Here is a 25,419-nt window from a genome sequence, read left to right as displayed (position 1 = left end):
CTGCCTCGGATGATCATCTGAGCCACCGTGCCGGCCACGTTCCGTCGTGTGTCTGCACATCCTTCCCTTGCGGGGACACCAGTCCCCACCGGGAACGGCGTTCCCGTCTCCCTTTTCGCCACGAGAGGAGAACGCCATGAACTTCCACCCTTTCCAGGGTCTTCAAAATCTGCCGGACCTGCCCGATGCCGCCCATGCGTCTCGGGAGGACCTGGTGGCAGAGATGCTGGGCCTGCAGGCCCACCCATTGCCAGGCCCGACGCCGGCTGCGCTGCGCGTCAGCGACCGGGAGACGCCCCACGAGGACCCGGCCACGCAGCAGCTCCTGACGCGCCGACTCGGTGTCGCCCGCGAGCTGCTGATGCGCGAGCTGCGTGACCAGATGGCGCAGGGGCCGGTGATGTCGTCGCCCCAGGTCCTTCGGGACTGGCTGCGCCTGCGCTGCGCAGGCCTGCAGCACGAGGTCTTCCTCGCGCTCTACCTGGATGCCAACCACCGGCTGATCGCCCACGAGGAGGTGTTCCGCGGCACGCTCACCCAGACCTCGGTGTACCCGCGGGAACTGGTCAAGAGCGCCCTGGCCCGCAACGCCGCCGCGATCGCGGTGGCCCACAACCACCCGAGCGGCCAGGCCGAGCCGAGCCGCGCGGACGAGTTCCTGACGCAGACGCTGAAGTCGGCGCTGGCGCTGGTGGACATCCGCCTGATCGACCACTTCGTCGTCGCCGGCGACCAGTGCGTCAGCTTCGCGGAGCGCGGACTGCTCTGACGCCATGTGCGGCCGTCACGCCCTGCAAGACCCAGCCGCGAGAAGGGCGCCGCCGAGGCGGTGTCCCTCCCGCCGATCCCACCCCAACCAAGGATGCCCATGTCGGAGAGAAAACCCCCGACCTGCCCCTGCTGTGCCGGCCACGGCGTGCCCCTGGGCGCGCTCGGTCGCCTGCACTGGTTCCGCTGCCGCGACTGCGGCATGACGTTCGCCCGCGCCGGAAGATCGAAGCGCACGTCCTGTGCGCCCTCGACCGTGACGCGGGCGACCGAATCCCCCACATCTCCCAGTTCATCCCGAGGAGGAAGCCACGATGCATACCCTGCCCGCCACCGGCCTGCGACAGCAGGCCGAGATGCTGGCCAGCCTGTCCCTGAAGCATCTGAGTTCGGCAACGCGCAACAAGCTCGCCGATGACGATCTGTCCGTGAACGCCTACCCGACCGACTGCGGCGGGTTCGTCTATGTCGGGGCACCGAAGTACCGCGTGCCGTCGGAGCCCGATCTGGCCATGCTGTTCGAGGTCGCCGAATCCGCCGGCGTGGCCTGGCTGATGTTCGACCGCGAGGCGGCCGTCATCGACGGGCTGCCCGTGTTCGACAGCGCGGAGCCCGGACCATGAGCCAGCACCTCGCGACGGCGACGCTCGACGGACACCCCGTCGAGATCGTGGCCGGCTTCGATCGACGCCTGGGGGACTACTTTCTCCAGATCATCGACGAGCGCAACGACATGCTCTACACCAGCCTGCAGGAGCCCCTGCTGGACTGGACGGACATCGCGACCCTGCGCGCCAAGGTCGCAGAACTCGGCCTTCGGCTGCCCGCGCAGTTGGTCGACGAGGTCGAGGGCGATGGCCGCCGGCGCGCGGGCAACCGCATCGTTCGCCACCTGGCAGACGGGCCGCCAGTCACGCTGCTGGCGGGCTGACGCTGTCCACGGATCGACCCCGGCGCCGCGCGCCCATCCCGTCAGGGATGGGGCCGGCGCCCTTTCTCTTTGCGGGCCTGTTCCTTCGTCAAACCCACCCCTCGTCCGTCAGGCCGGCGCTGAGCCTTGGAGTCGAGATCGCAGCAGCGCGAATACCGCCGGCACCACGAACAGCGACAGCAGCGGCGCGGTGACCATGCCCCCGAGCATCGGCGCGGCGATGCGGCTCATCACCTCGGAGCCCGTGCCGCTGCCCCAGACGATCGGCACCAGGCCAGCGAGGATCACGGCCACGGTCATCGCCTTGGGTCGCACGCGCAGCACCGCGCCTTCGCGGATCGCATCGAGCAGCACCGGCAGCGTCAGCGGTGTGCCGGCCACGAGCCTGGCCTCCAGCGCGTGCTTCAGGTACAGCAGCATCACCACGCCGAACTCGGCGGCCACGCCGGCCAGCGCGATGAATCCCACGCCGGTGGCGATCGACAGGTGGTAGCCCATCGCCCAGAGGAACCAAACGCCGCCGGTCAGCGCAAAAGGCAGCGTGGCCATGATCAGCACCGCCTCGTCGATGCGACGGAAGGTCAGGTACAGCAGGACGAAGATGATCATCAGCGTCGCCGGTACGACGATCTTCAGCCGCGCGTTGGCGCGCTCGAGGTACTCGAACTGGCCCGAGTAGGCGATGCTCACGCCGGGAGCGAGCTTCACCTCGCGCGCCACCGAGGCGCGCAGGTCGGCCGCCACCGAGGCAAGGTCGCGGCCGCGCACGTCCACATAGACCCAGCCCGAGGGTCGCGCGTTTTCGCTCTTGAGCATCGGCGGCCCGTCGGCCACGACGATCTTCGCCACCGTGCCCAGCGTGATCTGCTGGCCCATCGGCGTCAGCACCGGCAGCGCCGCCAGCCGCTCGGGCGTGTCGCGCCACTCGCGCGGATAGCGCAGGTTGATGGGGAAGCGCGCCAGTCCTTCGACCGTCTCGGCCACGTTCTCGCCGCCGATCGCGCCGCTGACCACCGCCTGCACGTCGGCGATGTTCAGTCCGTAGCGCGCAGCCGCCGCGCGGTCGATCTGCACGTCGATGTAGCGCCCGCCGGTCAGGCGTTCGGCCAGCGCCGACGACACGCCCGGCACCGTCTTGGCGACCCGCTCCACGCCTTGGGCGATGCGGTCGATCGTGGCGAGATCGCTGCCGGTCACCTTCACGCCGATCGGGCTCTTGATGCCGGTGGCCAGCATGTCGATGCGGTTGCGGATCGGCGGGATCCAGATGTTGGCCAGTCCCGGCACCTTCACCGCCGCGTCGAGTTCCTCGACCAGCTTGTCGGGCGTCATGCCCGGCCGCCACTGCTCGCGGGGCTTGAGCTTGACCGTGGTCTCGAACATCTCCAGCGGCGCCGGGTCGGTCGCGGTCTCGGCCCGGCCGGCCTTGCCGAAGACACGCTCCACCTCGGGCACGGTCTTGATCATCCGGTTGGTGATCTGCAGCAGTTCGGCCGCCTTCTGCGCCGACAGCCCCGGCAGCGCCGACGGCATGTACAGCAGGTCGCCTTCGTCCAGCCGAGGCAGGAACTCGCCGCCCAGGCGTGACAGCGGCCAGGCCGTGCTCGCCGCCAGCACCACCGCGATCACCAGCGTCGCCTTCGGCCAGCGCAGCACCCATTCGAGCGCCGGACGGTAGACCGCGATCAGTACGCGGGTGATCGGGTTCTTCTGCTCGTCGGGGATGCGGCCGCGGATCCACGCACCCATCAGCACCGGGATCAGCGTTACCGACAGCGCGGCGGCGGCCGCCATCGCATAGGTCTTGGTGAAGGCCAGCGGCCCGAACAACCGCCCTTCCTGCGCCTCCAGCGTGAAGACCGGGATGAAGCTCAGCGTGATGATGAGCAGCGAGAAGAACAGCGCCGGGCCGACCTCCTCGGCCGCTTCGGTGATGACCTTCCAGCGCGCCTCGCCGACGAGGCTCTCGCCGGGATGCGCGTGCTGCCAGGCCTCGAGCTTCTTGTGCGCGTTCTCGATCATCACCACGGCCGCGTCGACCATCGCGCCGATCGCGATCGCGATGCCGCCCAGGGACATGATGTTGGCGTTGATGCCCTGCCAGCGCATGATCAGGAAGGCCGCCATCACGCCCAGCGGCAGCGCGATGATGGCCACCAGCGCCGAGCGCAGGTGCCACAGGAAGACCACACACACCAGCGCGACGACGATGAACTCCTCGATCAGCTTCGCCGAGAGGTTGTCGATGGCGCGCTCGATCAGCGCGCTGCGGTCGTAGGTGGTCACCACCTCCACGCCCTGCGGCAGGCTGCCTTGCAGCTCTGCAAGCTTGGCCTTCACCGCGGCAATGGTCTGCTGCGGGTTCGCGCCCGAACGCAGGACCACCACGCCACCGGTCACCTCGCCTTCGCCGTCGAGCTCGGCGATGCCGCGCCGCATCTCCGGGCCGACCTGGACCGTGGAGACGTCGCCCAGCTTCACCGGGATGCCGCCGCGCGCGGCCAGCGGCAACGCGCGGAAGTCGTCCAGCGTCTTCAGGTACCCGCTGGCGCGCACCATGTACTCGGCCTCGGCCAGCTCCAGCACCGAACCGCCGGCCTCCTGGTTGCCGGCCATCAGCGCCTCGCGCACCTGCGCATGCGTGATGCCGTAGGCGGCCAGCTTCAGCGGGTCGAGCACCACCTGGTATTGCCGGTTCATGCCGCCCACGGTGGCCACCTCCGCCACGCCGGGCAGGCCCTTCAGCTCGTACTTCAGGAACCAGTCCTGCAGCGCACGCAGCTGGGACAGGTCATTGCGGCCGGTGCGGTCAACCAGCGCGTACTGGAAGATCCAGCCCACGCCGGTGGCGTCCGGCCCCAGCGACGATTTCGCCGCGGCCGGCAGCCGGCCCTGCACCTGGTTGAGGTACTCCAGCACGCGCGAGCGCGCCCAGTACAGGTCGGTGCCGTCATCGAAGAGGATGTAGACGAAGCTGTCGCCGAAGAACGAGAAGCCGCGCACCGTCTTCGCACCGGGCACCGACAGCATCGTCGTCGCCAGCGGATAGGTGACCTGGTTCTCGACGATCTGCGGTGCCTGCCCGGGCAGCGTCGTGCGGATGATCACCTGCACGTCGGACAGGTCGGGCAAGGCATCGACCGGCGTCGTGCGCACGCCCCACAGGCCCGCGGCCGCGAGGAACAGCGTGGCCAGCACGACGAGGAAGCGGTTGGCCACCGACCAGCGGATCAGCGCGGCGATCATCGCGGCGCTCCGGTGCTGCCGTGGCCGGCATGCGGGTCGGTCGCGGCAGGTTCGCGGTCGATCGCGGTGACCACGTGCTCGTCGCCCTTCTGGCGAAAGCGGAAGCGCACCGCATCGCCCGCCTTCAGCCCGCGTGCGAGGTCCGGCCGCGCGAGCTGGAAGGGCATCGTCATCGCCGGCCACTTCAGCGCAGGGACGGCTTCGTGTTCCAGGGTGATCGCCGCCGCGTCGAGCTCGACCACCCGGCCGCGGGTGCTGAACTCGCCGGTCGGCCCCTGCTGCGCGCTGACCGCCGTTGCGGCCGCCGTTGCAGTGGTCGCGGCCGCTTCCGCCGGGGCACGCGCGGTCAGCCCTTGCAGGCTGGCCTCGGAATCGATGAGGAACTGTCCCGAGGCCACCACCTGCTGCCCAGCCTCCACCCCCTTGAGCACGGCCACCCGGCCGTCGACCTCCGCGCCGAGTTCCACCTCCACCGGCCGATACCGGCCCGGCGCGTCGACCACATAGACCAGCGCGCGGCGACCGGTGCGGATCACCGCCTCGCCGGGGACCGTGACGACCTCGGCGCCCTGCCCCGCGCCGAGCAGGCGCACTTGGCCGAACATGCCGGCACGCAACCGCCCACCCGGATTCGGCACCTCGACGCGCACGCGCAGCGTGCGCGTGTCTCGGCTCGCCTCAGGAAGCACGGCCGCCACCTTGCCGCGCCGCACCTCGCCCGGAAACGCCACCAGCCGCAGCTCGGCGGGCTGGCCCGAGACCACCGCCGCGCCCAGCGCCTCGGGCACCGCCGCCTCGACCCACACCGTGCCCAGGCCGTTGATGCGCGCCATCGTCATGCCGGCCGACACCGTCATGCCCTGACGAACCATCAGCTCGGCGATCAGCCCGCCCGACGGCGCCACGATGGTCGTGACCGCCTGCGGCTGCCCGCTGGCATCAACGCGCTCGATGAGCGCCGCCGGCATGCCCAGCAGCGTGAGCCGCGCGCGGGCTGCCTGCGCAAGGGCCGCGTCGCCGGTGGCCCGCACCGCGAGGTACTCGCGCTGCGCCGCCAGCCAGTCTGGGTGCAGCACCTCGGCCAGCGGGGCGCCCGCGGGGATCACGTCGCCCGGCGCACGCGGATGGACACGCTCGACGAAGCCGTTGGCTCGGGCCTGCACGATGCTGACATCGCGCTCGTTGAGCCCGACCGTACCGACCGCGTCCACCGCCGCCTGCAGCACGCGCTTCTCGGCCGTGGAGACGCGAAGGCCGAGCGACTGCACCGCCTGCGGCGACACCGCCACCGCAGACCCGGCGTCGGCACCAGCCTCGTCGGCGTACCGCGGCACGAGCTGCATCTCCATGAAGGGCGACTTGCCGGGCTTGTCGAAGCGCTGCGTCGGCACCATTGGGTCGTACCAGTACAGCACCCTGCGCTCCGGCGCGCTGGCTGCGGTTGCAGCAGCCGTTGCCGGAGCGCCTGCATGGCCACCAGCCGACAGCCATTGCGAGAGCGCCCAGCCTGCGCCGAGGCCGACCAGCAGCAACACCGCGCCGGCCACCAGCGTCTTGGTGGATGAGGGGTTGGATGAAAGGCTCATCGTCTTACTCCGCAATCAGGGTGGACAGGCGCAGGCGCAGGGCGGCGCGCTGCTCGTCGAGGTCGATGGCGCGCAGCTGGGTTTCCAGCACCTGGCTGCGCGCCGTGAGCACGGCCGCGAGATCGCCACGGCCGGCCTGGTAGGCCGCCGTCGCCAGCGCCACGCGCTCGGTGGCCAGCGGCTGCCCGGCGGCCCGCAGCCGCTCGGCCTGCGTGTCGAGCGCCTGCAGCTCGGCCAGCATCGCGTCGGTCTCCGCGGCATGGCGCCGCAGCAGTTCCTCGCGCTCGGCCTCGATGCGTTCGATCTCGCGCCGCTTGGCCTCGATCTGCGGCTGCTGGCGGCGATCACGCTGCCACGGCAGGTCGAAGCTGAGCTGGAACGACACCATGTCGTCGTAGCGTGGTCGCCGGCTGTACGCCACCTCCCACGACCAGTCGCCGCGCTTCTCCGCATCGGCCTCGGCCACCTCGGCCTGGGCCATCGCACGCATCGGCGCATAGGGTGCGAGCTCGGCGTGATGCGGCAGCGCGCTGCGCAAGGCGTCGCCGTTCACGGCCATAGCCGGCGCTGCGCCCTGCAGCGGCGCAGCGGCACGCTCGCCGATCCATCGGCGCAGTTCCACCCGCGCCTTGCGCACGTCCCGCGCCAGCTCGTCGGCCCGGTCGGCGATGGCCAGCGCTTCCTGGCGCGCCATCGTCAACTCCGCGGGCATGGCTGAGCCGGCAGCAATGCGGGCCGGCAGCGTGTCCTGCAGCAGCCGGTTCTCGCGCTGGAGGCCGGCCACCTGCGACAGCCGGGCCTCCGCGAAGTGCACCGCGAGCCATGCCAGGCCGGCTTCGCGGCGCACCGTGAGTTCGGTGGCCGCCAGCACCGCCCGGTCGCGCTCGACGCGGGCCTGCGCGGCCTGCTCGCGCGCATCGCGCTTGGCGCGGTTAGGCATCTCCTGCATCAGCGCGATGCGCTGCATGGTGCCGGCATCGCGCGTCGTGCTCCAACGATCCGGCCCGGCGATCGGCAGGTTCTCGACGCCGACGGACAGGCGCGGATCGGGCAGCGCGGACGCAGCCGGCGCCAGGATCGTCGAACCGGCCAGCGTGGCCTGCTGCGCACGCAGTGCCGGTGCCGCCTGGCGCGCCAGCTCGAGCGCCTCGGCATAGCTCAGCGACGGAGCGTCAGGGGCAGCCCATGCGGCACTGGGTACCAGTGCGGCCAGGCCCAGCACGCACGCCAAGGCCAGGGTGGACGGCTGGCGCCGCCCGGCGTGCCGGCGCAGCACGCAAACGTTGAATCGGGACACGACACTCTCCTTCGGATCGAACGCACGGCGAACGCAAGAGACCCGGGCGCGCCGAGACAGCGCACCCGGACCCGGGTCCGCAGGTCAGTTCCGAAGGACGAGGAAGGAGAGGTAGAGCGGCGGTGACCCGACGGGCGGCCCGTCGGCCACCGAGGCGGGCATGGTGGCCGCCAGCTGGGCGGCATCGGCCACGTCGACGATGCCGACGAGTGCCGCGCCAACCGCCATGGCTGGCGGCGCGTCCAGCGCGGCGACCTGGCTGTTCACCGAGGTCTTGCCGGTCTCGCAGTGGGCCTTGCACAGCTGCGGCTGGTCCGGGTCCATGCTCGTGGGCATGCTGCCCTCGCAATCCGGCATGGCCGCCATCGCGGCAGCCGCGTCGTCCGACGCCGGCGAGAGCTGCGGGCAGGCGTACGCCGCCGTGGCCAGCTGCGTGAACAGCACCAGGGCGATCAGCCAGCCGGACAGCCAGCCGCGATGACGACGCAACGCGCGCATGGAGCGGAGTCTACGTTCCCCCGGCCGTCGCGCCTTGTCCCGCATCAAGCGCTCCGCGCACGCGCCTCAGCGCGTCAGCAGGACGTTCAGGTCGACAGCCTGGCCCGACTTGTTGGTCCACATCCAGCAGTAGTCCTGGTCAAGTGCCACCTGAAGCCGCCCGCTGGCGCCGGCCAGGGCATCGCGGCGCTCCGGGTAACGCACGTCCTTGCCCTCGTGATAGTGGATGTTGAAGTTCAGCGGGCCACTGGCGTCGAAGCGCCAGGCCACCGAATCGGCCCGGGCGAGCTTGCCGCAGACCTCGGCGAACTTGCCCGGGGCCACGCTGACACGGCGCTCGAAGCGGCCCTGTTCGTTCCAGGCGATGTCGATGATGTCGGCCCGCGCTGCGGTGGAGCAGAGGACCGCCAGGATCAGGGCAAGGGAAATGCGATGAATCATTCGCGTACTGTAGAGACAAAGCCGGACCAGAGATGCGACTCACGGGTCGCGCGGCGCGGGCCCCCGGATCGGCCCCGGAAAGGCGGCGCGGGCGTCCTCTGCCATCCGCCGCGTGCACCAAGCGGCGTAGTAGCGACCCACGAGAGCCCCGAGCAGGCGGGCAAGCCCGCGCCCCGGCAGCGCGTAGTCGATGAAGACGACCAGTCGCGAGCCCCCGGTGAACGGCTCGATGCTGAAACCCATCCGGTAGGCGCCGATGACCAGCAGGGCCGGTTCGCCCACGGTCTCCCAGACCTTGCGGTGCGGTGGGGCGTGTTCGGTCACCACCTCCTCGAGCCCGAGCCGCACGCCCAGGACACGACCGCTCATCCGGATGACCGAACCCACCGCCTGGCCGTGACCCGCATCGGTGTCGATCCGCATCGAAGCGCCCGCCGTCATCAGCGACGGCTTCTCCATGTGGCTGGACAGGCGGCGGTGGTCGTCCAGGTGGGCGAACAGGCGCTCGGGCTCGACTGGCAGCACGACTTCGCTGCGATGGTGGAAGGCCAGCGGCGATTCAGCTGCCATTCGGAAGCCTCCGACGAACGAGCGCCCAGGCACCCACGAGCACCAGCGCCGCATAGTTCAGCACCATGAACCAGGGCGTGGTCCATGCGATGCCGTCGAACCCACGCTCGGTGAACGGGTAGAGCACCGGCACCGCGTAGTAGTAGGCCGAGTGCGTGAACACGTCGATCACGATGTGCGACCACCAGCCGAGCAGCGGTAGCCAGAACACACGCCGCACCGCCCAGGCGAGCGCGGTCACGAGCGCAGCCACCGGTGCGCTGTGCATCACGCAGTGCAGGTGGTGCGACCACAGCTCGACGATGGTCGGCAGCCACGGCTCCTGCCCCGGCGAGGCCAGCGCGTAGCCGCGGACCGCTGCCAAGCTGCCTTCACCGAGCGCCCACCAAGCGGCAATCGGCAGCAGATGCATCACGTCCGGCAAGGCCGCGAGAACCAGCGCGGCCGCCACCGTGCCTCGCGACAGTGGGCGGCAACGATGGACAGCCGCCGCCCCCGCAGCGGCCCAGAGCGTGTGCGCGACGATGTCCACCGCGTGGCGTGGGTCAGTCCCGCAGCAGCGCTGCCTTGCGCAGCCGGAGGGCGTTGCCGATCACCGAAGCCGAACTCAGGCTCATCGCCAGCGCCGCGATCATCGGCGACAGCAGCCAGCCGGTGAACGGGAACAGCAGACCGGCCGCGAGCGGCACGCCGAGCGCGTTGTAGACGAACGCGAAGCCGAGGTTCTGCTTCATGTTGGCGATGGTGGCCTGCGACAGCAGCCGAGCCTGCGCGATGCCGCGCAGGTCGCCCTTTACCAGCGTCACCGGTGCGCTGTTCATCGCCACGTCGGTGCCGGTGCCCATCGCCACGCCCACGTCAGCCTGCGCCAGCGCCGGCGCGTCGTTGATGCCGTCGCCGGCCATCGCAACCACCCTGCCCTCGCGCTGAAGCTTCTGCACGAGAGCCAGCTTGTCGGCAGGCTTGACTTCGCCGTGCACCTCGTCGATGCCCAGACGTTTGGCAACGGCGCGTGCCGTGGTCAGGCCGTCACCGGTGGCCATCACCACGCGCAGTCCAGCCGCGTGCAGGGCCGCCAGGGCCTCGGGCGTGCTCGCCTTCACCGGGTCGGACACCGCGAGCAGCCCCGCGAGGCGCCCGTCCACCGCCAGGTGCATCACGCTCGCCCCTTCGGCGCGCAGCGCCTCGGCCTGTGCGACCAGCGGATCGACGGCGACGCCCAGCTGCTGCATCAGCGCGGTGTTGCCCAGCGCGACGGCGCGACCTTCCACCCGGCCCCGAACGCCGATGCCTGTGCTCGACTCGAACTCCTCGGCCTTGGCCAGTGCGAGCCCCTTCGCGCGGGCGGCCTGCACGATGGCATCCGCCAGCGGATGCTCGCTGCCCTGGTCCAGGCTCGCAGCGATGCGCAGCACCTCGTCGGCCGTGAAGCCATCGGTGGGCAGGGCACGGTCGAAGGCCGGTTTGCCTTCGGTCAGCGTGCCCGTCTTGTCGACGATCAGCGTGTCGACCTTGCGGAAGTGCTCGATCGCCGCCGCGTCGCGGAACAGGATGCCGCGCGTGGCCGCGCGCCCGGTGGCGACCATGATGGACATCGGCGTCGCCAGACCGAGCGCGCACGGGCAGGCGATGATCAGCACCGCCACCGCGTTGATCAGCCCGTAGACCCAGCTCGGCTCGGGGCCGAACACGCCCCAGGCGAAGAAGGTGGCCACCGCGATGGCCACCACCGCCATCACGAACCAGCCCGCCACCTGATCGGCCATACGCTGCATCGGCGCCTTCGAGCGCTGCGCCTGCGCCACCATCTGCACGATCTGCGACAGCATGGTCTGCGCGCCCACGCGCTCGGAGCGCATCACGAGCGCGCCGCTGGTGTTGAGCGTGGCGCCGATGAGCTTGTCGCCCGGGCGCTTGCTCACCGGCACCGGCTCGCCGGTGAGCATCGATTCGTCGACCGCGCTGGAGCCTTCGGTCACCACGCCGTCGACGGGCACCTTCTCGCCGGGCCGCACGCGCAGCAGGTCGCCGACATGCACGTGGGTCAGCGGCACGTCGGCTTCGGTGCCGTCGGCGCCGATGCGCCGAGCCGTCTTCGGCGCCAGGCCGAGCAGCGACTTGATCGCCGCCGAGGTCTGCGAGCGCGCCTTCAGCTCGAGGATCTGGCCGAGGAGCGTCAGCGAGATGATCACCGCCGCCGCTTCGAAGTACACGGCCACGCGCCCCATCGCCTGGAACGAGGCCGGGAACACATCCGGCGTGACCGTGGCTACTACGCTGTAGACGAAGGCGGCCCCGGTACCCAGGCCGATCAGCGTCCACATGTTCGGGCTGCGCAAACGCACCGACTGCACGCCGCGCACGAAGAACGGCCAACCGGCCCACAGCACGATGGGCACCGACAGCACCAGCTCGATCCAGCTCTGGGTGGCCATGTCGAACCACTGCAGGCGGTGTCCAACCATGGCCAGCAGCGTGACCACCACCGTCAGCGGCAGCGTCCACCAGAAGCGGCGGCGGAAGTCCGCCAGTTCGGGGTTCTCGTCCTCGTCGAGCGTAGGCAGCACCGGCTCCAGCGTCATGCCGCACTTGGGGCAGTTGCCGGGATGGTCCTGGCGCACCTCGGGGTGCATCGGGCAGGTGTAGATCGTGCCTGCGGGCGAGTCCGGTGGTGGTGAGGCAGGCGGCCCAGCATCCCCCGCCGCGTGGCCTTGCGCCGGCCCGTGCGCGGGGTCGTGCGCAGGGTGATGGTGCGAGTGGTCGTGATGGCCGTGATCGTGGTCGTGGCCTTGGTGGTCACCATGCTTCGGGTGCGCCTGCATGTCCATCGCGTCAGCCTCCGTGGGACCCGTGGTCGGACCCTTGCCGTCCATGAGTCCCGTGGCGCCCGTGTCCGCCGTGCCCATGGAAGAGGTGCATCAGCGGGCAGGCCAGCAACAGCAGGTAGGGCCACAGGCCGGCCACGTGACCCCAGTGCTCGCGCAGCAGGTAGAACACCACGATCAGCGCCACCATCAGCACTGCCACCGTGAGCGGCTTGCGGCTGCGCGGTGTGCCGGCGTCTTGGACGGGATGGTTCATGAGCAGCTCCTCGGTTGGTTGGGCATCCGTGATGCCCGGGCGGTACAGGTCAACCATAGGCCTTGCCCCCGTGTGAAGGTCAAGCGGCTCCGCGCCGGTGCCTCAACGGCTGGCGGCCCGGTTCAGCTCGTCGTGCCGGGCGCGGATGTCGGCCGGCCACTGCGCTTTGATCCACGAGAGCGCGGCGACGATCTCGGCGTCACTGAGCACGCCGTCGTAGGCCGGCATCGCCGACGCATAGTCCTTCAGGTTCGCGGCCTTGGCCACGCCGTGTTTGGTGATGCGGAACAGCAGCTCGTCCGGGTGGTGCCAGGTGTGCCCGCTCGGGTCGTGCGGCGGCGCCGGCAGCCGGCCATCCGGGCCGCGCTCGCGCCAGTTGGGCTGACCCTCCAGCCGCGCGCCGTGGCAGGCCGCGCACTGCGCCGTGTAGACCTGCTGCCCGAGCGCAATGACGGCCGCATCGCCTGGCCGCAGCTGGACTGGCCGCTCCGCGGCGGGGTCCGCTTTCCAGACCACCGCCGCGTAGACGGCGATTGCGGCGACGGCCGCCGCCATGAGCGCGGCGGCCTTCCAGGGCTTGCTGCGAACCGGCATGGCTCAGGGCCGGGCCGGCGGCGGACCCATGCGGTCCATCATCATCTGCATCATGGACTGCATCATCTCCATGCGCTTTTCCATCATCTGATGGCGCGTGGCCATGTCCATCGGGGCGCTCGCCGCACCGGCCGGGCCCATGGCCCGCATGCCTCCCATCCCCATGCCGCCCATGCCGCCAGGGCCCATGCCGCCCATCATCGCCATGCCTTCCTGCATCAGCTTCATGTGGTCGGCCATCAGGGCCTGCCGCTCCTGCGGCGTGCCCGCACGCGACATCTTCTCGTGCATCTCGCGCATCTTGGTCATGTGCGTATCCATCATTGCCATGCGGTATGCGGGCGCGGAGGCAGGAGCCGCCGTACCGGCAGGATGGTGTGCGGCGTGGTCCGCGGCGCCGGGTGCGCTGGGGGTCTGAGCGCAGGCAGTGAGCACGACGGTAGCCGTGCCAGCAAGAACGAGCGATCGAAGCGTGGTCATGGTGAGTCTCCAGTGGTGAACGTGAACGGATTGCCGTCGCAAGACGGCGCATGACGGGGAAGGAGCCCGCGGCGGCAGCAAGCCGGGCAGACAACGCGTGATGGGCCGGCAGCAGCGCGGGCAAGCAGCCACGCGCGCACCAGCCCGGCGCAGGGGCTACCGCGTCAGCCGCAGGAACGCGATGGTCACGGGCACGCCCGGTGGCGGGGGCGCGGCGCGCGATCGCCAGCGGGGCTCGGCCCGATCCGGTGCCTGCGACGGCCAACTGCCCAATGCAGCAGGCGGCGGCATGCCAGAGTCGGCGTTGCCATCCGCCTTCGTGGGCTGGGCCTTCGCGACGACGCTCTGCTCCAAATCGCAGAAGCTGATGCAGGACTGAAGGCCGGCGTCCCGATCGTCCTCCGCTCCCGTGTCCGCCGCAGCGTGGTGCGCCCGGACATCGGCACCGGCGTCGATCCGCCCGTGGTGTTCAGACCGGCGCTCCGCGGCCGCAGACGGCTGCACGAGGCAGGCGTTGGCCCAGCTCGCGAAGGTCGCGAACAGCCAGACGAACAGCATCGCCGCCGCGGTGCGGCGGGGCCGTGGAAGGAGCTTGGCCGTGGACATGAACAGAGTGGCCGACGAGCGATGGCCCGTCAGCGCCCTCATGCTAGGCGCAAGCGCAGCACTGAGGTTGACGCTCGTCAAGCTCCCAGGCCGCTGAAACAGCGGGACCGCGCTGCACGGCTACTTCGCCGGCTCGATGACGGTCACGACATAGCCGCTGCCGGCCTTCTCGGCACGGAACTTCACCTTGTCGCCCACCTTCACCTTGTCGAGCAGTGCGGGCTCCTTGACCTGGAAGACCATCGTCATGCCCGGCATGTCGAGGTTCTTGATCTCGCCATGCTTGAGCGTCAGCTTGCCCGCGTCCTTGTCGATCTTGCGGACCTCACCGTCGGCCATGTCTGCGCTGTTCGCCGCCGCCGTCGCAGGCGTGGCGGCATGGTGCGCGGAGTGGTCATCGGCTTTCTGCTGTGCCAGGGCGGGGCCGCTCAGCAGCGCGGCGACGAGCAGGGTGGAAGCGATGTGGTTCATGAGGACTCCGTGATGGGTGGGGTGGGTGATGGAAGAGAGTGCTGTTGCGATTCGGAGCGATCAGGCCGTGACGTTGATGGTGCCGACCATGCCCGCCGAGTAGTGACCCGCGATCAGGCAGGCGAACTCGAAGGTGCCGGCGCGGTTGAAGGTCCAGACGATCTCGCCGGTCTTGCCCGGCGACACGTGGGCCATGTACGGCTCGTCGTGCTCCATGTTCGGGAACTTGATCATCAGCTCGGCGTGCTTGGCGTTCTCGGCCTTGGTGCCGATGACGAACTCGTGCATTTCCTTGCCCGCGTTCTGCACGCGGAAGCGAAGCGTCTCGCCGCGGCGCACGTCGATGCGATCGGGCGTGAAGCGCATGTTGTCGCCCATGCGGACCTCGATGGTGCGGCGGACAGACTTGGCATCGCCGGCGATGCCCCAGTCCTTCTGTTCCTTGACGACAGGACCGGACTTCTTGGCGTGATGTTCATTGCTGTGCGCGCGGGCGAGCCCGGTGATACCGAGCCCGAGAGCCGAGGCGGCGATCAGGAGATGGCGCTTGCTGCTTTGCATGAGGCTTCCTTGTCGATGTTCAGTTGGAGGAGAGTTTGCTGAGAGGTGCTGGAGTCGGCGGCACCGTCAGTGGCCGCTGTGTCCGCCCGATGGCTTGCGCACCTTGACCTCGACGTCCTGCGCTGGCCTGGCGACGGCAGGCATTGACCCCCGGCCCTCGGCCTTGAAGCGCGCCGGGTCGGGCAGGCTGCCGGTGAACTCGTAGGCCACGGTGCCTGGCGGATGCTGGTACCAGCCGGGATCGGTGTAGTCGCCTCGCTTCTGATCCTTGCGCACCTTCACCACGCTGAACATGCCGCCCATGCCCACGGCGCCGAAGGGGCCCTGCCCGGCCATCATCGCCGCCGTGTTGTCGGGCAGCGGCATCTCCATCTCCGTCATGTCCTTCATGCCGCGCTCGCCCATCACCATGTAGTCGGGGATGAGCTTGGTGATCTGGCGCGCGACGCCGCTGTGGTCCACGCCGATCATCGTGGGCACGCCGTGGCCCATGGCGTTCATCGTGTGGTGGCTCTTGTGGCAATGGAAGGCCCAGTCGCCCTCCTCGTCGGCCAGGAAGTCCATCTGCCGCATCTGGCCCACGGCTATGTCGGCCGTCACCTCGTACTGGCGCGTGCTCTTCGGCGTGGGGCCGCCGTCGGTGCCGGTGATCAGGAACTCGTGGCCATGCAGGTGGATCGGGTGGTTGGTCATCGTCAGGTTGCCCACCCGGATGCGCACCTTGTCCATGTGCCGAACCACGACTGGGTCGATGCCGGGGAAGATGCGGCTGTTCCAGCTCCACAGGTTGAAGTCGAGCATCGTCATGATCTTCGGCGTCGCGCTGCCCGGATCGATGTCGTAGGCGTTCAGCAGGAAGCAGAAGTCGCGGTCGACCTCGTCGATCAGCGGGTGCTTGGTCTTCGGATGCGTGACCCAGAAGCCCATCATCCCCATCGCCATCTGCACCATCTCGTCGGCATGCGGGTGGTACATGAATGTGCCGGGTCGGCGCGCCACGAACTCATAGACGTAGGTCTTGCCGGGTGGGATCCCGGGCTGGTTCAGGCCGGTCACGCCGTCCATGCCGTTGGGCAGGCGCTGGCCGTGCCAGTGGATGCTGGTGAGTTCGCCGAGCTTGTTGGTGACGAACAGCCGCACGCGGTCGCCCTCCACCACCTCGATGGTCGGGCCGGGACTCTGGCCGTTGTAGCCCCACAGGTGGGCCTTGAAGCCGGGTGCCATCTCGCGCACCACGGGCTCGGCCACCAGGTGGAACTCCTTGACGCCATTGTTCATGCGCCAGGGCAGCGTCCAACCGTTGAGCGTGACAACGGGGTTGTAGGGCCGGCCGGTGCCCGGCACCAGCGGAGGCATCGTGTCGGGTTTGGTCTGGATGACGGGCTCAGGCAGGGCCGCCATTGCCACCTTGCTGACGGCCGTGGCCGTCACGGCGGCAGCCGCCACACCGGCACCGTTGAGAAAGCTTCTTCGGGAAACCATGGATTCAGTCCTTGTGTTCGATTCGGGCGAAGGCGGTTCGTCAGTGGCCGGGGTCACCCGCCGGGCCGGCCGCCATCGCGGGGCCTGCCGCGGCCGTGAGGCTGGGCTTGCCGACGAGCGCCATGTCGAGGTCGGCCTGCGCGATCCAGAAATCGCGCAGCGCATCGATGGCGCCGTTGACGCTGGCTATCTGCGAACGCGCATCGGCCAACAACTCGAACACGCCGATCAGCATGCCGTTGTAGCGAAGCAGGTTCTCTTCCGAGATGCGTGCCTTCAGCGGCACGATCTCGTCGCGCTGGTGCTTCGCGATGTCCCAGGCCGAACGGTAGGCGCCGTATGCCTCGCGCACCTCGGAGCGGGCATTGATCGCGGTCTCCGCAGCGCGGTGCAGCGACTGCATGTAGATGCCCTCTGCACGGGCGACCCGGGCACCGCCCCAGTCGAATAGCGGCAGCTCGAATCCGATCTCCCAGCCCTTCTGCGTTGGCGACTCGTTGCTGCTGTTGCGCACCAGGCCCAGCTCCAGCACGTTGACGAAGCGCGTGGTGCGAGTGAGGCCCAGGTTGCGGGCGGTGGCCTCGGCGCCGTTGCGCGCCGCGGTAACGTCCAGCCGCTGGGCGAGCGCGGTGCGCTCGATGTCTGGCAGATCGCGCGGCTGGGTGGGCAGGTCAGGCAGGCGCTCTGGCAGCTTGAAAGCGGTCTGCGTACCCCACACCCCCAGCAAGCGCGTGAGGCGCTCGCGCGCCGCACGTTGCTGCTGCTCGGCACGGGCCAGGTTCAGCGCTGCATCGGCATAGAAGCCCTGCTCGCGCGCCTGCTGGAGCTTGTTGAAGTTGCCCACCTGCGCCATGCGCCGCGCCAGTTCGGCACCAGCCTCCGCGGCCTGCATCACCTGGCGGCTGTAGCGCACCGATTCCTCGGCGGCCACCGCCTGCACCCAGGCCTTGCGCGTGTCGGCTGCCAGGGACAGCACCTGCATCGCCACCGTGGTGCGCACCTGCTCCAGGCGGCGCGCCTCGACGCGCTGCACCAGCGGCATGGCGATCAGCCGGGCAAGATTGAAGTGGAGACCGCGTTCGAGCTCGATCTCGTCACCCTTGGTCAGGCGGCCGAAGCTGAAGCCGGGGTTCGGCAACCGGCCCGCCTGCACGACCTCCGCCTCGGTGATGCCCAGCTCGGCGTAGGCCGCCTGCAGGCCACGGTTGTTCAGCAAGGCGACCTGCACCGCATCGTTCATGGACAGCGGCTTGCCCAGGAGTTCGTCCACGCGCTGGGCGATGCGGTCCAGGTCTTCGGGCTGCCGGGCCCAGGCCAGCTGCACCGGGGCTCCGATGCGCTCGGCCGTGGCCTTCTCGACCTCACCGAAACCGCCATCGGGGCTCAGGGAAGCGCAGCCGGTCAGCACGAGCACCAGGGCAGCCAGGCCCGTGAGACGGAGAGGCGCTGAACGGGCGATGACGTGGGGTGTTGGTGGTTGTCGGGTCATCCTCATCCCCTCAATGCATCTTGTGGCCGCCGTGCGCCGGTGCGGCGCCCGAAGCCGCCACCGGCGCGGGCACAGCGCGACTGGCCGGTGCCGTGGGCGCCGGCTCGGGCTGCTGCGCTTCGCGTGCATAGGCGCGCCAGCCCCCGATGCGGTTCACCGCCTCGTTCGCCTCTTTCCAGTCGATGCGCTTGTCGTCGCCCAGCCGGCGATAGCTGGCCAGCGCTGACGAGTGATTGGCGGCCGGTACGCGGACCTGCGCATCGAGCGGGTCGGCGCGTTCGGTGCGGGCGGCCGCGCCCTGGGACTGGGTTTGCGCTTGAACGAGCGATGCTGCGGTCAGCAGCGCGATGAGGGGGAGGCCTCGACAGCAGTCGAGGCGAAACGGAAACAGGGGCATGGGAACCTCGCGAGAACTCGAACGACGGTCCTGCGGCCAAGGCACGCAGGTGCGCAGGTGAGGATCTGGCGCGATCCGCCGGATGGGGCGAGAGTTCGGTCCGGTGGACCGTTGGTCAAACCGTCAGATGAACCGACGGGCGGGGCGCCAAGGTACCCGCGTCACCCCAGGGCGTCGCGCCGAATCAGGCGAGGACGGTTCGAGGCGGACGGTCTAGGCCGTCAGGTTGGTGCGATGCGACCGGTTCCACCGGCGACATGGGCGCAAGATGCTCTGGGCTCGAAGGCACCGGGAGCACGAAGCTGGCCGGCAGCACCAGCGCGGAACAGCAGGCGGCGCAGGCGCTGCAGGTGAACTTGCCGTGATGCTTGGACAGGCCATTCACACCGCTGGCATCGGCACCGGCGGCGGGCTCGTCTGCGACAGGGTACTCAGGTGACGCGTGCTCATGCACGGCATGATCCGCAGCCATCCGGTCGTGCCCGGGCGCGGTGGTCAGACTGGAAGCCAACGCCGGTGCGTCGGCCATCAGCCCTTGCATCATCCGCTCGTGGCTCGGCCCGCAGAACAGCATCACGGACGCAGCCATGCCCTGCACGGGCATGGCGATCACCATGACCCAGACAAGGAAGGCGCGGAAGACGCGGTTCATATCGTCAGTGTATCGAAACCGGTTTGACGATGCTCAGGCATCAGCGCGGCAATGTGCGCGGTCCGGTCCGGGATGAGGCTGCTCGCTGCCGCTGAGCGACCGCGCCGCGCGAATGATCGGCGGGAGCGCCGGCCAGTACCGGGCCTGTCGCCTCCAGCGTGTCGATGATCGGGCAATCCGGTCGATCGTCGCCGTGGCAGCCGTGGACCAGATGCGCCAGCGCCGCTCGCATCGATTGCAGCTCTGCGAGCTTTGCATCGAGTTCCGCGATGTGTGCCTCGGCCAGGGACTTGACCTGCCGGCTGGACCGCTTGCGGTTCTGCCACAGGTCCAGCAATTCGCGGATCTGTTCCAGCGAGAAGCCCAGGTCGCGCGAGTGGCGGATGAAGCGCAGCATGTTCACGTCGCGTTCGCTGTATTGGCGGTAGCCCGCATCCGTGCGGGTGGACGCAGGCAGCAGCCCGATGCTCTCGTAGTGCCGGATCATCTTTGCCGACAGGCCGGTGGCGCCGGCAGCTTGTCCGATGTTCATGCCCATGGCCTTTGTTCCTCGAGACAGTTCGATCAATCCGTTGCTGCGCCGCGCCAGCGACGCAGGGTCAGCGCATTCGCGACCACGCTGACGCTGCTGAACGCCATGGCCGCACCGGCGATCACCGGGCTCAGCAGGCCGAAAGCCGCCAGCGGAATGCCGAGCACGTTGTACGCGAAGGCCCAGAACAGCCCCTGCTTGATCTTGGAGTAGGTGCGGCGCGAGACGTCGAACGCGTCGGCCACGAGGCGCGGGTCGCCGCGCATCAGCGTGATCCCGGCGGCTTCCATCGCCACATCGGTGCCGGTGGACATCGACAGACCCACGTCGGCGGCCACCAGCGACGGCGCGTCGTTCAGGCCGTCGCCGACCATCGCGACCACCTGCCCCTGGCTCCGCAGCTGCTGCACGATCTCGGCCTTGCCGCCCGGCAGCAGTTCGGCGCGCACCTCGTCGATGCCAAGTTCGCGCGCCACCGCCTGGGCGCTGCCGTGGTTGTCGCCGGTCAGCATCACGGTGCGGATGCCCAGCGACCGCAGCCGTTCGACGGCCGCACGCGATGCCGGCTTGATCGTGTCGCCGAAGGCCAGCAGCCCGAGCACGCGAGCGCCATGGCCCAGGCCATCGCTCGGCGCGAGCAGCCACGAGATGCTGCGGCCCTCGCCTTCCAGGCGCTGAGCGGTCATCAGCAGCGCGCCCGGCTGTGCGCCCGACTCGTTCATGAGCCGCGTGCTGCCGAGCAGCAGGCGCTGGCCATCGACCACCGCCTCCACGCCGCGGCCCGGCAGCGCGCGGGCGTCGCGCGCCGCGGGCACGGCGATGCCTTCGGCCTTGGCCTTCTCCATGACGGCATGGGCCAGCGGGTGGTCGCTGCCCTGCTGCAGCGCGGCGGCCTGCGTCAGCACCTGGCCGACCTGTGCGTCCAGGCCTGCCTCGACCGCCACCAGCGACGGCTTGCCTTCGGTGAGCGTGCCTGTCTTGTCGAAGGCCACCGTGGTGACCGAGTGCGCCACTTCCAGCGCCTCAGCGTCCTTGATCAGGATGCCGCGGCGCGCTGCCACGCCGGTGCCGGCCATGATCGCGGTCGGCGTTGCCAGGCCCAGCGCACAGGGACAGGCGATCACCAGCACCGCCACCGCACTGATCAGCGCCTGCTCCCAATCTCCGCTCCAGGCCAGCCAGCCGAAGAAGGTCAGCACCGCGATGCCCAGCACCACGGGCACGAAGACCGCGCTGACGCGGTCGACGATGCGCTGGATCGGCGCCTTGGCCGCCTGGGCCGACTCGACCATGCGGATGATGCGGGCCAGCGTGGTCTCGGCGCCGATCGCGCCGGTGCGCACCTGCAGCACACCTTCCTCGTTGACTGAACCGCCGGTGACCGTTTCACCCACGGCCTTGGCCACCGGCAGGCTCTCCCCGGTGATCAGCGACTCGTTGACGTGGCTGCGGCCGTCGATGACCTGGCCATCGACGGGCACACGCTCGCCCGGGCGGATCACGACGATGTCACCCACCGCCACCTGCTCGACCGGTGTCGAGATCTCGGCCCCCTCGACCAGCACGCGGGCGACCGTCGGACGCAGCGCGTTCAGCGCACGGATCGCATCCGCCGTTTGCCGCTTGGCGCGCGCCTCGAGCCACTTGCCCAGCAGCACCAGCGTGATGACGGCCGCCGAGGCCTCGAAGTAGAGGTGCGGCATGCCGTGCGCTGCGTGCTTGAACAGCAAGTAGACCGACAGCCCGTAGGCCGCGCTGGTGCCCAGCGCGACCAGCAGGTCCATGTTGCCGGCACGGGCCTTCAGCGCCTTCCAGCCGGCACGGTAGAAGCGCGCACCGAGCCAGAACTGCACCGGCGTGGCCAGTACCAGCTGCACCCAGCCGTCTGGCATCCAGTGAATGCCGAACAGCTGCAGCAGCATCGGCAGCACCAGCGGCAGCGTCAGCACCGAGGCCACTGCCACGGGCCACCACTCAGGCAGGCGGCGCGCTGGCTTGGGTGCTGCGGCGTCCACCACCGGACTGGCCGCGTAGCCGGCCTTGTCGATCGCCGCAGCGAGCGTAGCGAAGGACACACTGCCCAGCGCCCCGACGCTGGCCTTCTCGGTGGCGAGGTTCACCGACGCGGTCGTCACGCCCGGCACCTTCAGCAACGCCTTCTCGACCCGCGCGACGCAGGAGGCGCAGGTCATCCCGTCGACTTGCAGCTCGACACGATGCGTCGGCACGTCGTAGCCGGCCCGGCGCACGGCTGCGGTCACAGCAGACACCAGGGCGTTGCCCGCCACCCCGTCCCTGGCGCGGACCGTCGCTTGCTCGGTGGCCAGGTTGACGGCGGCGCTCTCCACGCCGGGCAGCGTCGCGAGCGCCTTCTCGACGCGCAATACACAGGACGCGCAGGTCATGCCTTCGATCGGCAGTTTGAAGTCCAGCGTGGGCGTTGCGCTTGCGAGGGTGCTCATGGGATCGGTCCTTCCGGACCGTATCGGGTCCGCAGTCGGTTGATGCCGCAGGAGCTTCAGCCTTCCCATCATGGGAATGTCAACCGGCTGCGCTGTCGATCCCGACCTGCAGGTGAGGTCTTGTGGATGGCTGGCTTGACCTTCCCACGAGGGCAAGCCTGAGAGTCAGGCATCCCAACCAGCAGAAGGAGCACCCCATGATTGCATTCGAAGTCCAGGACATGACCTGCGGCCACTGCGCCAGCACGATCACCAAGGCGCTGAAGTCAGCGGACCGGGGAGTCAAGGTCACGATCGACCTGCCAAAGCATCTGGTGCTGATCGAGCCGACCGAGGCCGATGCGCAGCAGCTGCAGGACGCCATCGCCGAGGCGGGCTACACGCCGGTTCGGGCTGAGGCGGCACAGGTTGACCCTGCATCCCAAGGCAGCTCCTGCTGCGGGCACTGCCGCTGAGGCCGCTCCGCCATCGCGACCGATGGCCGAACAACCGCAGGACGGCAAGCATGTCGCTCCGTCCATCGGGATGCGTCCAGGCGCGCCTCCGGTCTAGTGCAGATCGTCGGCGACCCCGGGTCGCTGCCCGGAGACCACGGCCCGGGGATGGCGAGGCTCAGTCACTGGCCGCCATGCAGCCGCTAGCCACCGCCGTCATGCGCCGGTACAACGCCTGAACCTGCGCCATCCGATAGGGGGGAGAGCGGCCACTTGGTTCATGCGCGGCGAACGCCCGCAGACAGGAACGCTTCGCTGTGTTGCATGTGCTGCGGTGGGGAACCAGACGATCAGGCCAAGCATCCAGGCGCAGTCATCGACTCGAGATCGATCACCGCATCCGCCATCGCTGTCAGCTCCGTCGTCTGCGACACGAAGAATTCCCGCGCGTAGCCACCCAGTTCCAGCACCCGCCGCTTCATCGCCATGAACATGCGCTTGCGCTCCGGGTCCAGCGGTCCGTCGGTCTCGTCGGAGAACAGGGTGTCGTAGCGCCGGCCGGTGTTCTGCGCCAAATACAGCGCCACGGCCCGCACCAAGCACTCGTTGATCCAGACCTTCTCGCCGCCGCTCATCGCCGTGACGCTCTTGTCCTCGCCCGACTCTGCGTCGTAGACGCGGATGTCGAAGCCCTCGCGCTGCTCGCCCTTGGCCGTCTCCTGCAAGGTCTCGATGGCCACCGTGAAGCGCGGGCCATAGCAGGCCAGCAGCAGATCGTTCACCAGGCCGGACAAGGTCGGCCCCGCATCGTCGATGGCCAGCGCGATCAGGCCATCGTTGCCCATGCAGCGGGCGAACAGCAGCCAATTGGCAAGTTCCCGCTCCACCCGTGCCGTGCGGGCCGCGGCTGCGTCGCGCCTCCGGCCATGCTCCTCCATCAGGGCCGACAGGGCGGCAAGCGCCTGCGCGTCGCGGACGGCAGCCAGATGCGAGCGCTCCGCCTCATCCAGGACACATTGCCAGCGCTCCACCTGGGCCCGGGCCTGTACGAGCCGCGCAGCATCCGGCGGTGACGGCAGTGCATCGATCGCGGTCTGGAGTCGCTGGATGGCCGCCTGGGTCTGAGCTTCCAGCAGCGAGACACGCTCGGCAACGCGCATCCGGCTGGCGATGATCTGCTGGCGCTCAGCCGCTTCGGAGTCGGTGTCGATCGCGATTTCCGCCCCGGCCGACGGGTCTTGAGTAGGTGGAAGAGCGACGAGTTCGTCCTCCGCTTCGACAAGACCCGCGCGCGCCTGGCCTATCTCCGCCCCGCGCGCAGCCAAGGCGGCATAGGCCGTCTGACGGGCCAGGGCTCGCCTCGACTGGCACTCGGCTCGGCTCAGGCTCTGCGGTGCGCCAACGTTGAGGCTCACCGCCTCTTGCTGGGCCTGCAGTTCAAGCCGAAGACTGTCCCGCTCCGCAGCGAGTTGACGAATCCGATGCAGGGCGCTCGGCGCCAGCGCGGCCGCTTCGCGTGCGTCCGACAAAAGGGTGCATTGACCCTGCATGGGCATGCCGCTGCAGGGCACGCGGTTGCTCAGGGCCAGGCGGCGGCTCAGGTCTTCCGCCTGGAGCGCGGCCTGGCCCGCCTCGCGCTCGAGCGATGCCAGCCGCTGCCCGATCCCTGCGACAGCATCGCGACGACGCGCAAGGTCCTGGACGGCATCGCGAAGCGCCAGCACGCGGTCCTCGCGGCGACGCACCACCTCTGTCGCCAGCGGCAGACGGCGGCCGGCTCGAGCGACCGCGCCCTCGTCCGCCAGCGCCCGCTGCAGGGACCGGATGCGGGCCTCCAGTCGTTCGCGCTGCGCCCTGGCCTGCGCGACACGCTGCGCCACACGACCGTCGAGCCGTGCGAGTTGCTCCGTTGCCTCCCGGTCCTGCGTGCGCAGGTCCTGCAGGGTGCGATCACCCTGGGCACGGGCGCCCGCCAGTTCCTCCACCAACTGCGCTCGCCGGCTCTCGGCAGCCTTGGCCTGCTCCTGCAGGGCCATCAACGACGCCTCTTGCGTTCGCGCAGCTTCCCGTTGTTCATGGGCCGCCTGCCGGCTGGCTTGCGCCGCCTTGACCCTCTCATCCGCGCCCTGCCATCGACGGGCGTCATCCTCCAACCGCTGGCGCTCGGCATCGAACGCGGTCGCTTCAGCGCGCAACGCCGCCAGAGCCGCCTTCAGCTGCCGCGCCGTCTCGCCCGCCTTCTGACCGAGCGCGCGGATGTCCTCCTGCCCCAGCAGATCGGCCAGCAGGGCCTTGATCTCGCCATTGCGGTAGGTGCTGAGTTGCCGCTTCCCCTGTGCCGAGAAGACCGACGTGAAGAAGGTGTCCGCCGGCCCGCAGATGGCCTCGACGCATCGCGCATACGTCTCGACCTTGCCATCGGAGACGGTGCCGTCGGGCAGCGCGGCGGGAGACCACGTGCCGGCGTCATCCAGCATCAGCAGATAGGCCTCGGTCCTGCGGCGGCTCCCGGTTCGGCCGTTCATCCGGATGACCACCTGCGAGCGGTAGCAGCGCCCGGCGTGCGCCCAGTGCAGGTCCTTCTCGTTCTCCGGCATGCAGACCTGGTCGTAGTACGAGAAGCCGCCCGGCCCGGACTGCGCCGCCCGCGACGGCATGGTCAGGTAGGGATGCAGGTTGTCCATCACCGTGGACTTGCCGCGGCCGTTGGCGCCTGCGATGGCGACCAGCGCGGCACCATCGGCCAGCCGCTCCAGATCGAGGGTCAGCTCGTCCAGCCCGAGGCCGTCGCGGATGCCCCGGAAGCCCCGGAGCCTGAGAGAGAGTGGTTGCATGGCATGC

The 25,419-nt window shown here is 69.7% G+C and carries 25 protein-coding genes; 4 read left to right on the top strand and 21 right to left on the bottom strand.

Going from position 1 to position 25,419, the window contains the following annotated elements; genetic code table 11:
- Positions 1-223: 223 nt before the first annotated feature.
- The 3 genes from radC to C1704_RS06955 all read left to right on the top strand — a co-directional run bounded on the left by radC (position 224) and on the right by C1704_RS06955 (position 1,699).
- The gene (gene radC, locus C1704_RS06965; RefSeq protein WP_104302023.1) at positions 224-769 is read left to right on the top strand and encodes a RadC family protein; all 546 of its coding nucleotides are present in this window, start codon (positions 224-226) and stop codon (positions 767-769) included.
- 313 nt (positions 770-1,082) lie between these two features.
- Positions 1,083-1,391 carry a DUF5983 family protein gene (locus C1704_RS06960; protein ID WP_104301980.1) on the top strand — a complete coding sequence of 103 codons (309 nt, stop codon included), beginning with the start codon at positions 1,083-1,085 and terminating at the stop codon, positions 1,389-1,391.
- Positions 1,388-1,699: a hypothetical protein gene (locus C1704_RS06955; protein WP_104301979.1), complete on the top strand. Its 312-nt coding sequence runs from the start codon at positions 1,388-1,390 to the stop codon at positions 1,697-1,699. The genes C1704_RS06960 and C1704_RS06955 overlap by 4 nt, the downstream gene beginning before the upstream one ends.
- Before the next feature lie 108 nt (positions 1,700-1,807).
- On the opposite strand, the gene C1704_RS06950 is transcribed toward C1704_RS06955, so the two are convergent.
- From C1704_RS06950 to C1704_RS06855, 20 genes are all read right to left on the bottom strand, one after another.
- Positions 1,808-4,945, bottom strand: a complete 3,138-nt coding sequence (locus C1704_RS06950) for an efflux RND transporter permease subunit (RefSeq protein WP_104301978.1) — start codon at positions 4,943-4,945, stop codon at positions 1,808-1,810.
- A complete protein-coding gene (locus tag C1704_RS06945) occupies positions 4,942-6,531 on the bottom strand; it encodes an efflux RND transporter periplasmic adaptor subunit (RefSeq protein WP_104301977.1) in 1,590 nt (529 codons plus the stop codon). The genes C1704_RS06950 and C1704_RS06945 overlap by 4 nt, the downstream gene beginning before the upstream one ends.
- Before the next feature lie 4 nt (positions 6,532-6,535).
- Positions 6,536-7,828 (bottom strand): TolC family protein, encoded by a 1,293-nt coding sequence (locus C1704_RS06940; protein WP_245876407.1) that lies wholly within the window; start codon positions 7,826-7,828, stop codon positions 6,536-6,538.
- 84 nt (positions 7,829-7,912) lie between these two features.
- Positions 7,913-8,326 carry a hypothetical protein gene (locus tag C1704_RS06935; protein ID WP_104301976.1) on the bottom strand — a complete coding sequence of 138 codons (414 nt, stop codon included), beginning with the start codon at positions 8,324-8,326 and terminating at the stop codon, positions 7,913-7,915.
- Positions 8,327-8,392: 66 nt separating this feature from the next.
- Positions 8,393-8,767 (bottom strand): hypothetical protein, encoded by a 375-nt coding sequence (locus C1704_RS06930; protein WP_104301975.1) that lies wholly within the window; start codon positions 8,765-8,767, stop codon positions 8,393-8,395.
- 39 nt (positions 8,768-8,806) lie between these two features.
- The gene (locus C1704_RS06925; protein ID WP_104301974.1) at positions 8,807-9,337 is read right to left on the bottom strand and encodes an SRPBCC family protein; all 531 of its coding nucleotides are present in this window, start codon (positions 9,335-9,337) and stop codon (positions 8,807-8,809) included.
- A complete protein-coding gene (locus C1704_RS06920; RefSeq protein ID WP_336469934.1) occupies positions 9,327-9,701 on the bottom strand; it encodes a metal-dependent hydrolase in 375 nt (124 codons plus the stop codon). Before C1704_RS06920 ends, C1704_RS06925 begins: the two co-directional genes overlap by 11 nt.
- A gap of 181 nt (positions 9,702-9,882) precedes the next feature.
- Positions 9,883-12,165, bottom strand: coding sequence for a copper-transporting P-type ATPase (locus C1704_RS06915; RefSeq protein ID WP_245876406.1), 2,283 nt, complete (start codon positions 12,163-12,165; stop codon positions 9,883-9,885).
- Positions 12,166-12,169: 4 nt separating this feature from the next.
- Positions 12,170-12,418 carry a DUF2933 domain-containing protein gene (locus C1704_RS06910; RefSeq protein WP_104302019.1) on the bottom strand — a complete coding sequence of 83 codons (249 nt, stop codon included), beginning with the start codon at positions 12,416-12,418 and terminating at the stop codon, positions 12,170-12,172.
- Positions 12,419-12,520: 102 nt separating this feature from the next.
- Positions 12,521-13,012 carry a c-type cytochrome gene (locus C1704_RS06905; RefSeq protein ID WP_211286883.1) on the bottom strand — a complete coding sequence of 164 codons (492 nt, stop codon included), beginning with the start codon at positions 13,010-13,012 and terminating at the stop codon, positions 12,521-12,523.
- Positions 13,013-13,015: 3 nt separating this feature from the next.
- Entirely contained in the window at positions 13,016-13,321 is a 306-nt protein-coding gene (locus C1704_RS17940) for a hypothetical protein (protein ID WP_336469933.1), read from the bottom strand.
- 327 nt (positions 13,322-13,648) lie between these two features.
- Positions 13,649-14,140 (bottom strand): hypothetical protein, encoded by a 492-nt coding sequence (locus C1704_RS06895; protein WP_104301972.1) that lies wholly within the window; start codon positions 14,138-14,140, stop codon positions 13,649-13,651.
- 78 nt (positions 14,141-14,218) lie between these two features.
- Positions 14,219-14,569: a copper-binding protein gene (locus C1704_RS06890; protein ID WP_104301971.1), complete on the bottom strand. Its 351-nt coding sequence runs from the start codon at positions 14,567-14,569 to the stop codon at positions 14,219-14,221.
- Between the two features lie 60 nt (positions 14,570-14,629).
- Positions 14,630-15,130 (bottom strand): cupredoxin domain-containing protein, encoded by a 501-nt coding sequence (locus C1704_RS06885; protein WP_104301970.1) that lies wholly within the window; start codon positions 15,128-15,130, stop codon positions 14,630-14,632.
- Positions 15,131-15,196: 66 nt separating this feature from the next.
- Positions 15,197-16,612, bottom strand: coding sequence for a multicopper oxidase family protein (locus C1704_RS06880; protein WP_104301969.1), 1,416 nt, complete (start codon positions 16,610-16,612; stop codon positions 15,197-15,199).
- A gap of 40 nt (positions 16,613-16,652) precedes the next feature.
- Positions 16,653-18,101 (bottom strand): TolC family protein, encoded by a 1,449-nt coding sequence (locus C1704_RS06875; RefSeq protein WP_104301968.1) that lies wholly within the window; start codon positions 18,099-18,101, stop codon positions 16,653-16,655.
- 10 nt (positions 18,102-18,111) lie between these two features.
- Positions 18,112-18,498 (bottom strand): hypothetical protein, encoded by a 387-nt coding sequence (locus C1704_RS06870; RefSeq protein WP_104301967.1) that lies wholly within the window; start codon positions 18,496-18,498, stop codon positions 18,112-18,114.
- Between the two features lie 184 nt (positions 18,499-18,682).
- Positions 18,683-19,150, bottom strand: a complete 468-nt coding sequence (locus C1704_RS06865) for a hypothetical protein (RefSeq protein ID WP_104301966.1) — start codon at positions 19,148-19,150, stop codon at positions 18,683-18,685.
- A 40-nt stretch (positions 19,151-19,190) separates the two neighbouring features.
- On the bottom strand, positions 19,191-19,688 hold the full coding sequence (gene cueR, locus C1704_RS06860; protein WP_419186786.1) for a Cu(I)-responsive transcriptional regulator: 498 nt from the start codon (positions 19,686-19,688) through the stop codon (positions 19,191-19,193).
- 26 nt (positions 19,689-19,714) lie between these two features.
- Positions 19,715-22,144, bottom strand: a complete 2,430-nt coding sequence (locus C1704_RS06855; RefSeq protein WP_104301965.1) for a heavy metal translocating P-type ATPase — start codon at positions 22,142-22,144, stop codon at positions 19,715-19,717.
- A 197-nt stretch (positions 22,145-22,341) separates the two neighbouring features.
- Between C1704_RS06855 and C1704_RS06850 the strand changes: the two genes are divergently transcribed.
- The gene (locus C1704_RS06850; protein WP_104301964.1) at positions 22,342-22,599 is read left to right on the top strand and encodes a heavy-metal-associated domain-containing protein; all 258 of its coding nucleotides are present in this window, start codon (positions 22,342-22,344) and stop codon (positions 22,597-22,599) included.
- A 329-nt stretch (positions 22,600-22,928) separates the two neighbouring features.
- Here C1704_RS06850 and C1704_RS06845 read toward each other — a convergent pair whose 3' ends face one another.
- Positions 22,929-25,412: a DNA repair protein gene (locus C1704_RS06845; RefSeq protein ID WP_104301963.1), complete on the bottom strand. Its 2,484-nt coding sequence runs from the start codon at positions 25,410-25,412 to the stop codon at positions 22,929-22,931.
- Between the last annotated feature and the right edge of the window lie 7 nt (positions 25,413-25,419).

Origin of the sequence: Caldimonas caldifontis, assembly GCF_002930615.1 — a bacterium.
Taxonomy (GTDB): Bacteria; Pseudomonadota; Gammaproteobacteria; order Burkholderiales; family Burkholderiaceae_C; genus Caldimonas; species Caldimonas caldifontis.
Note: the sequence above shows the minus strand (reverse complement) of the source record. Positions and strands in the feature narration are given on the sequence as shown.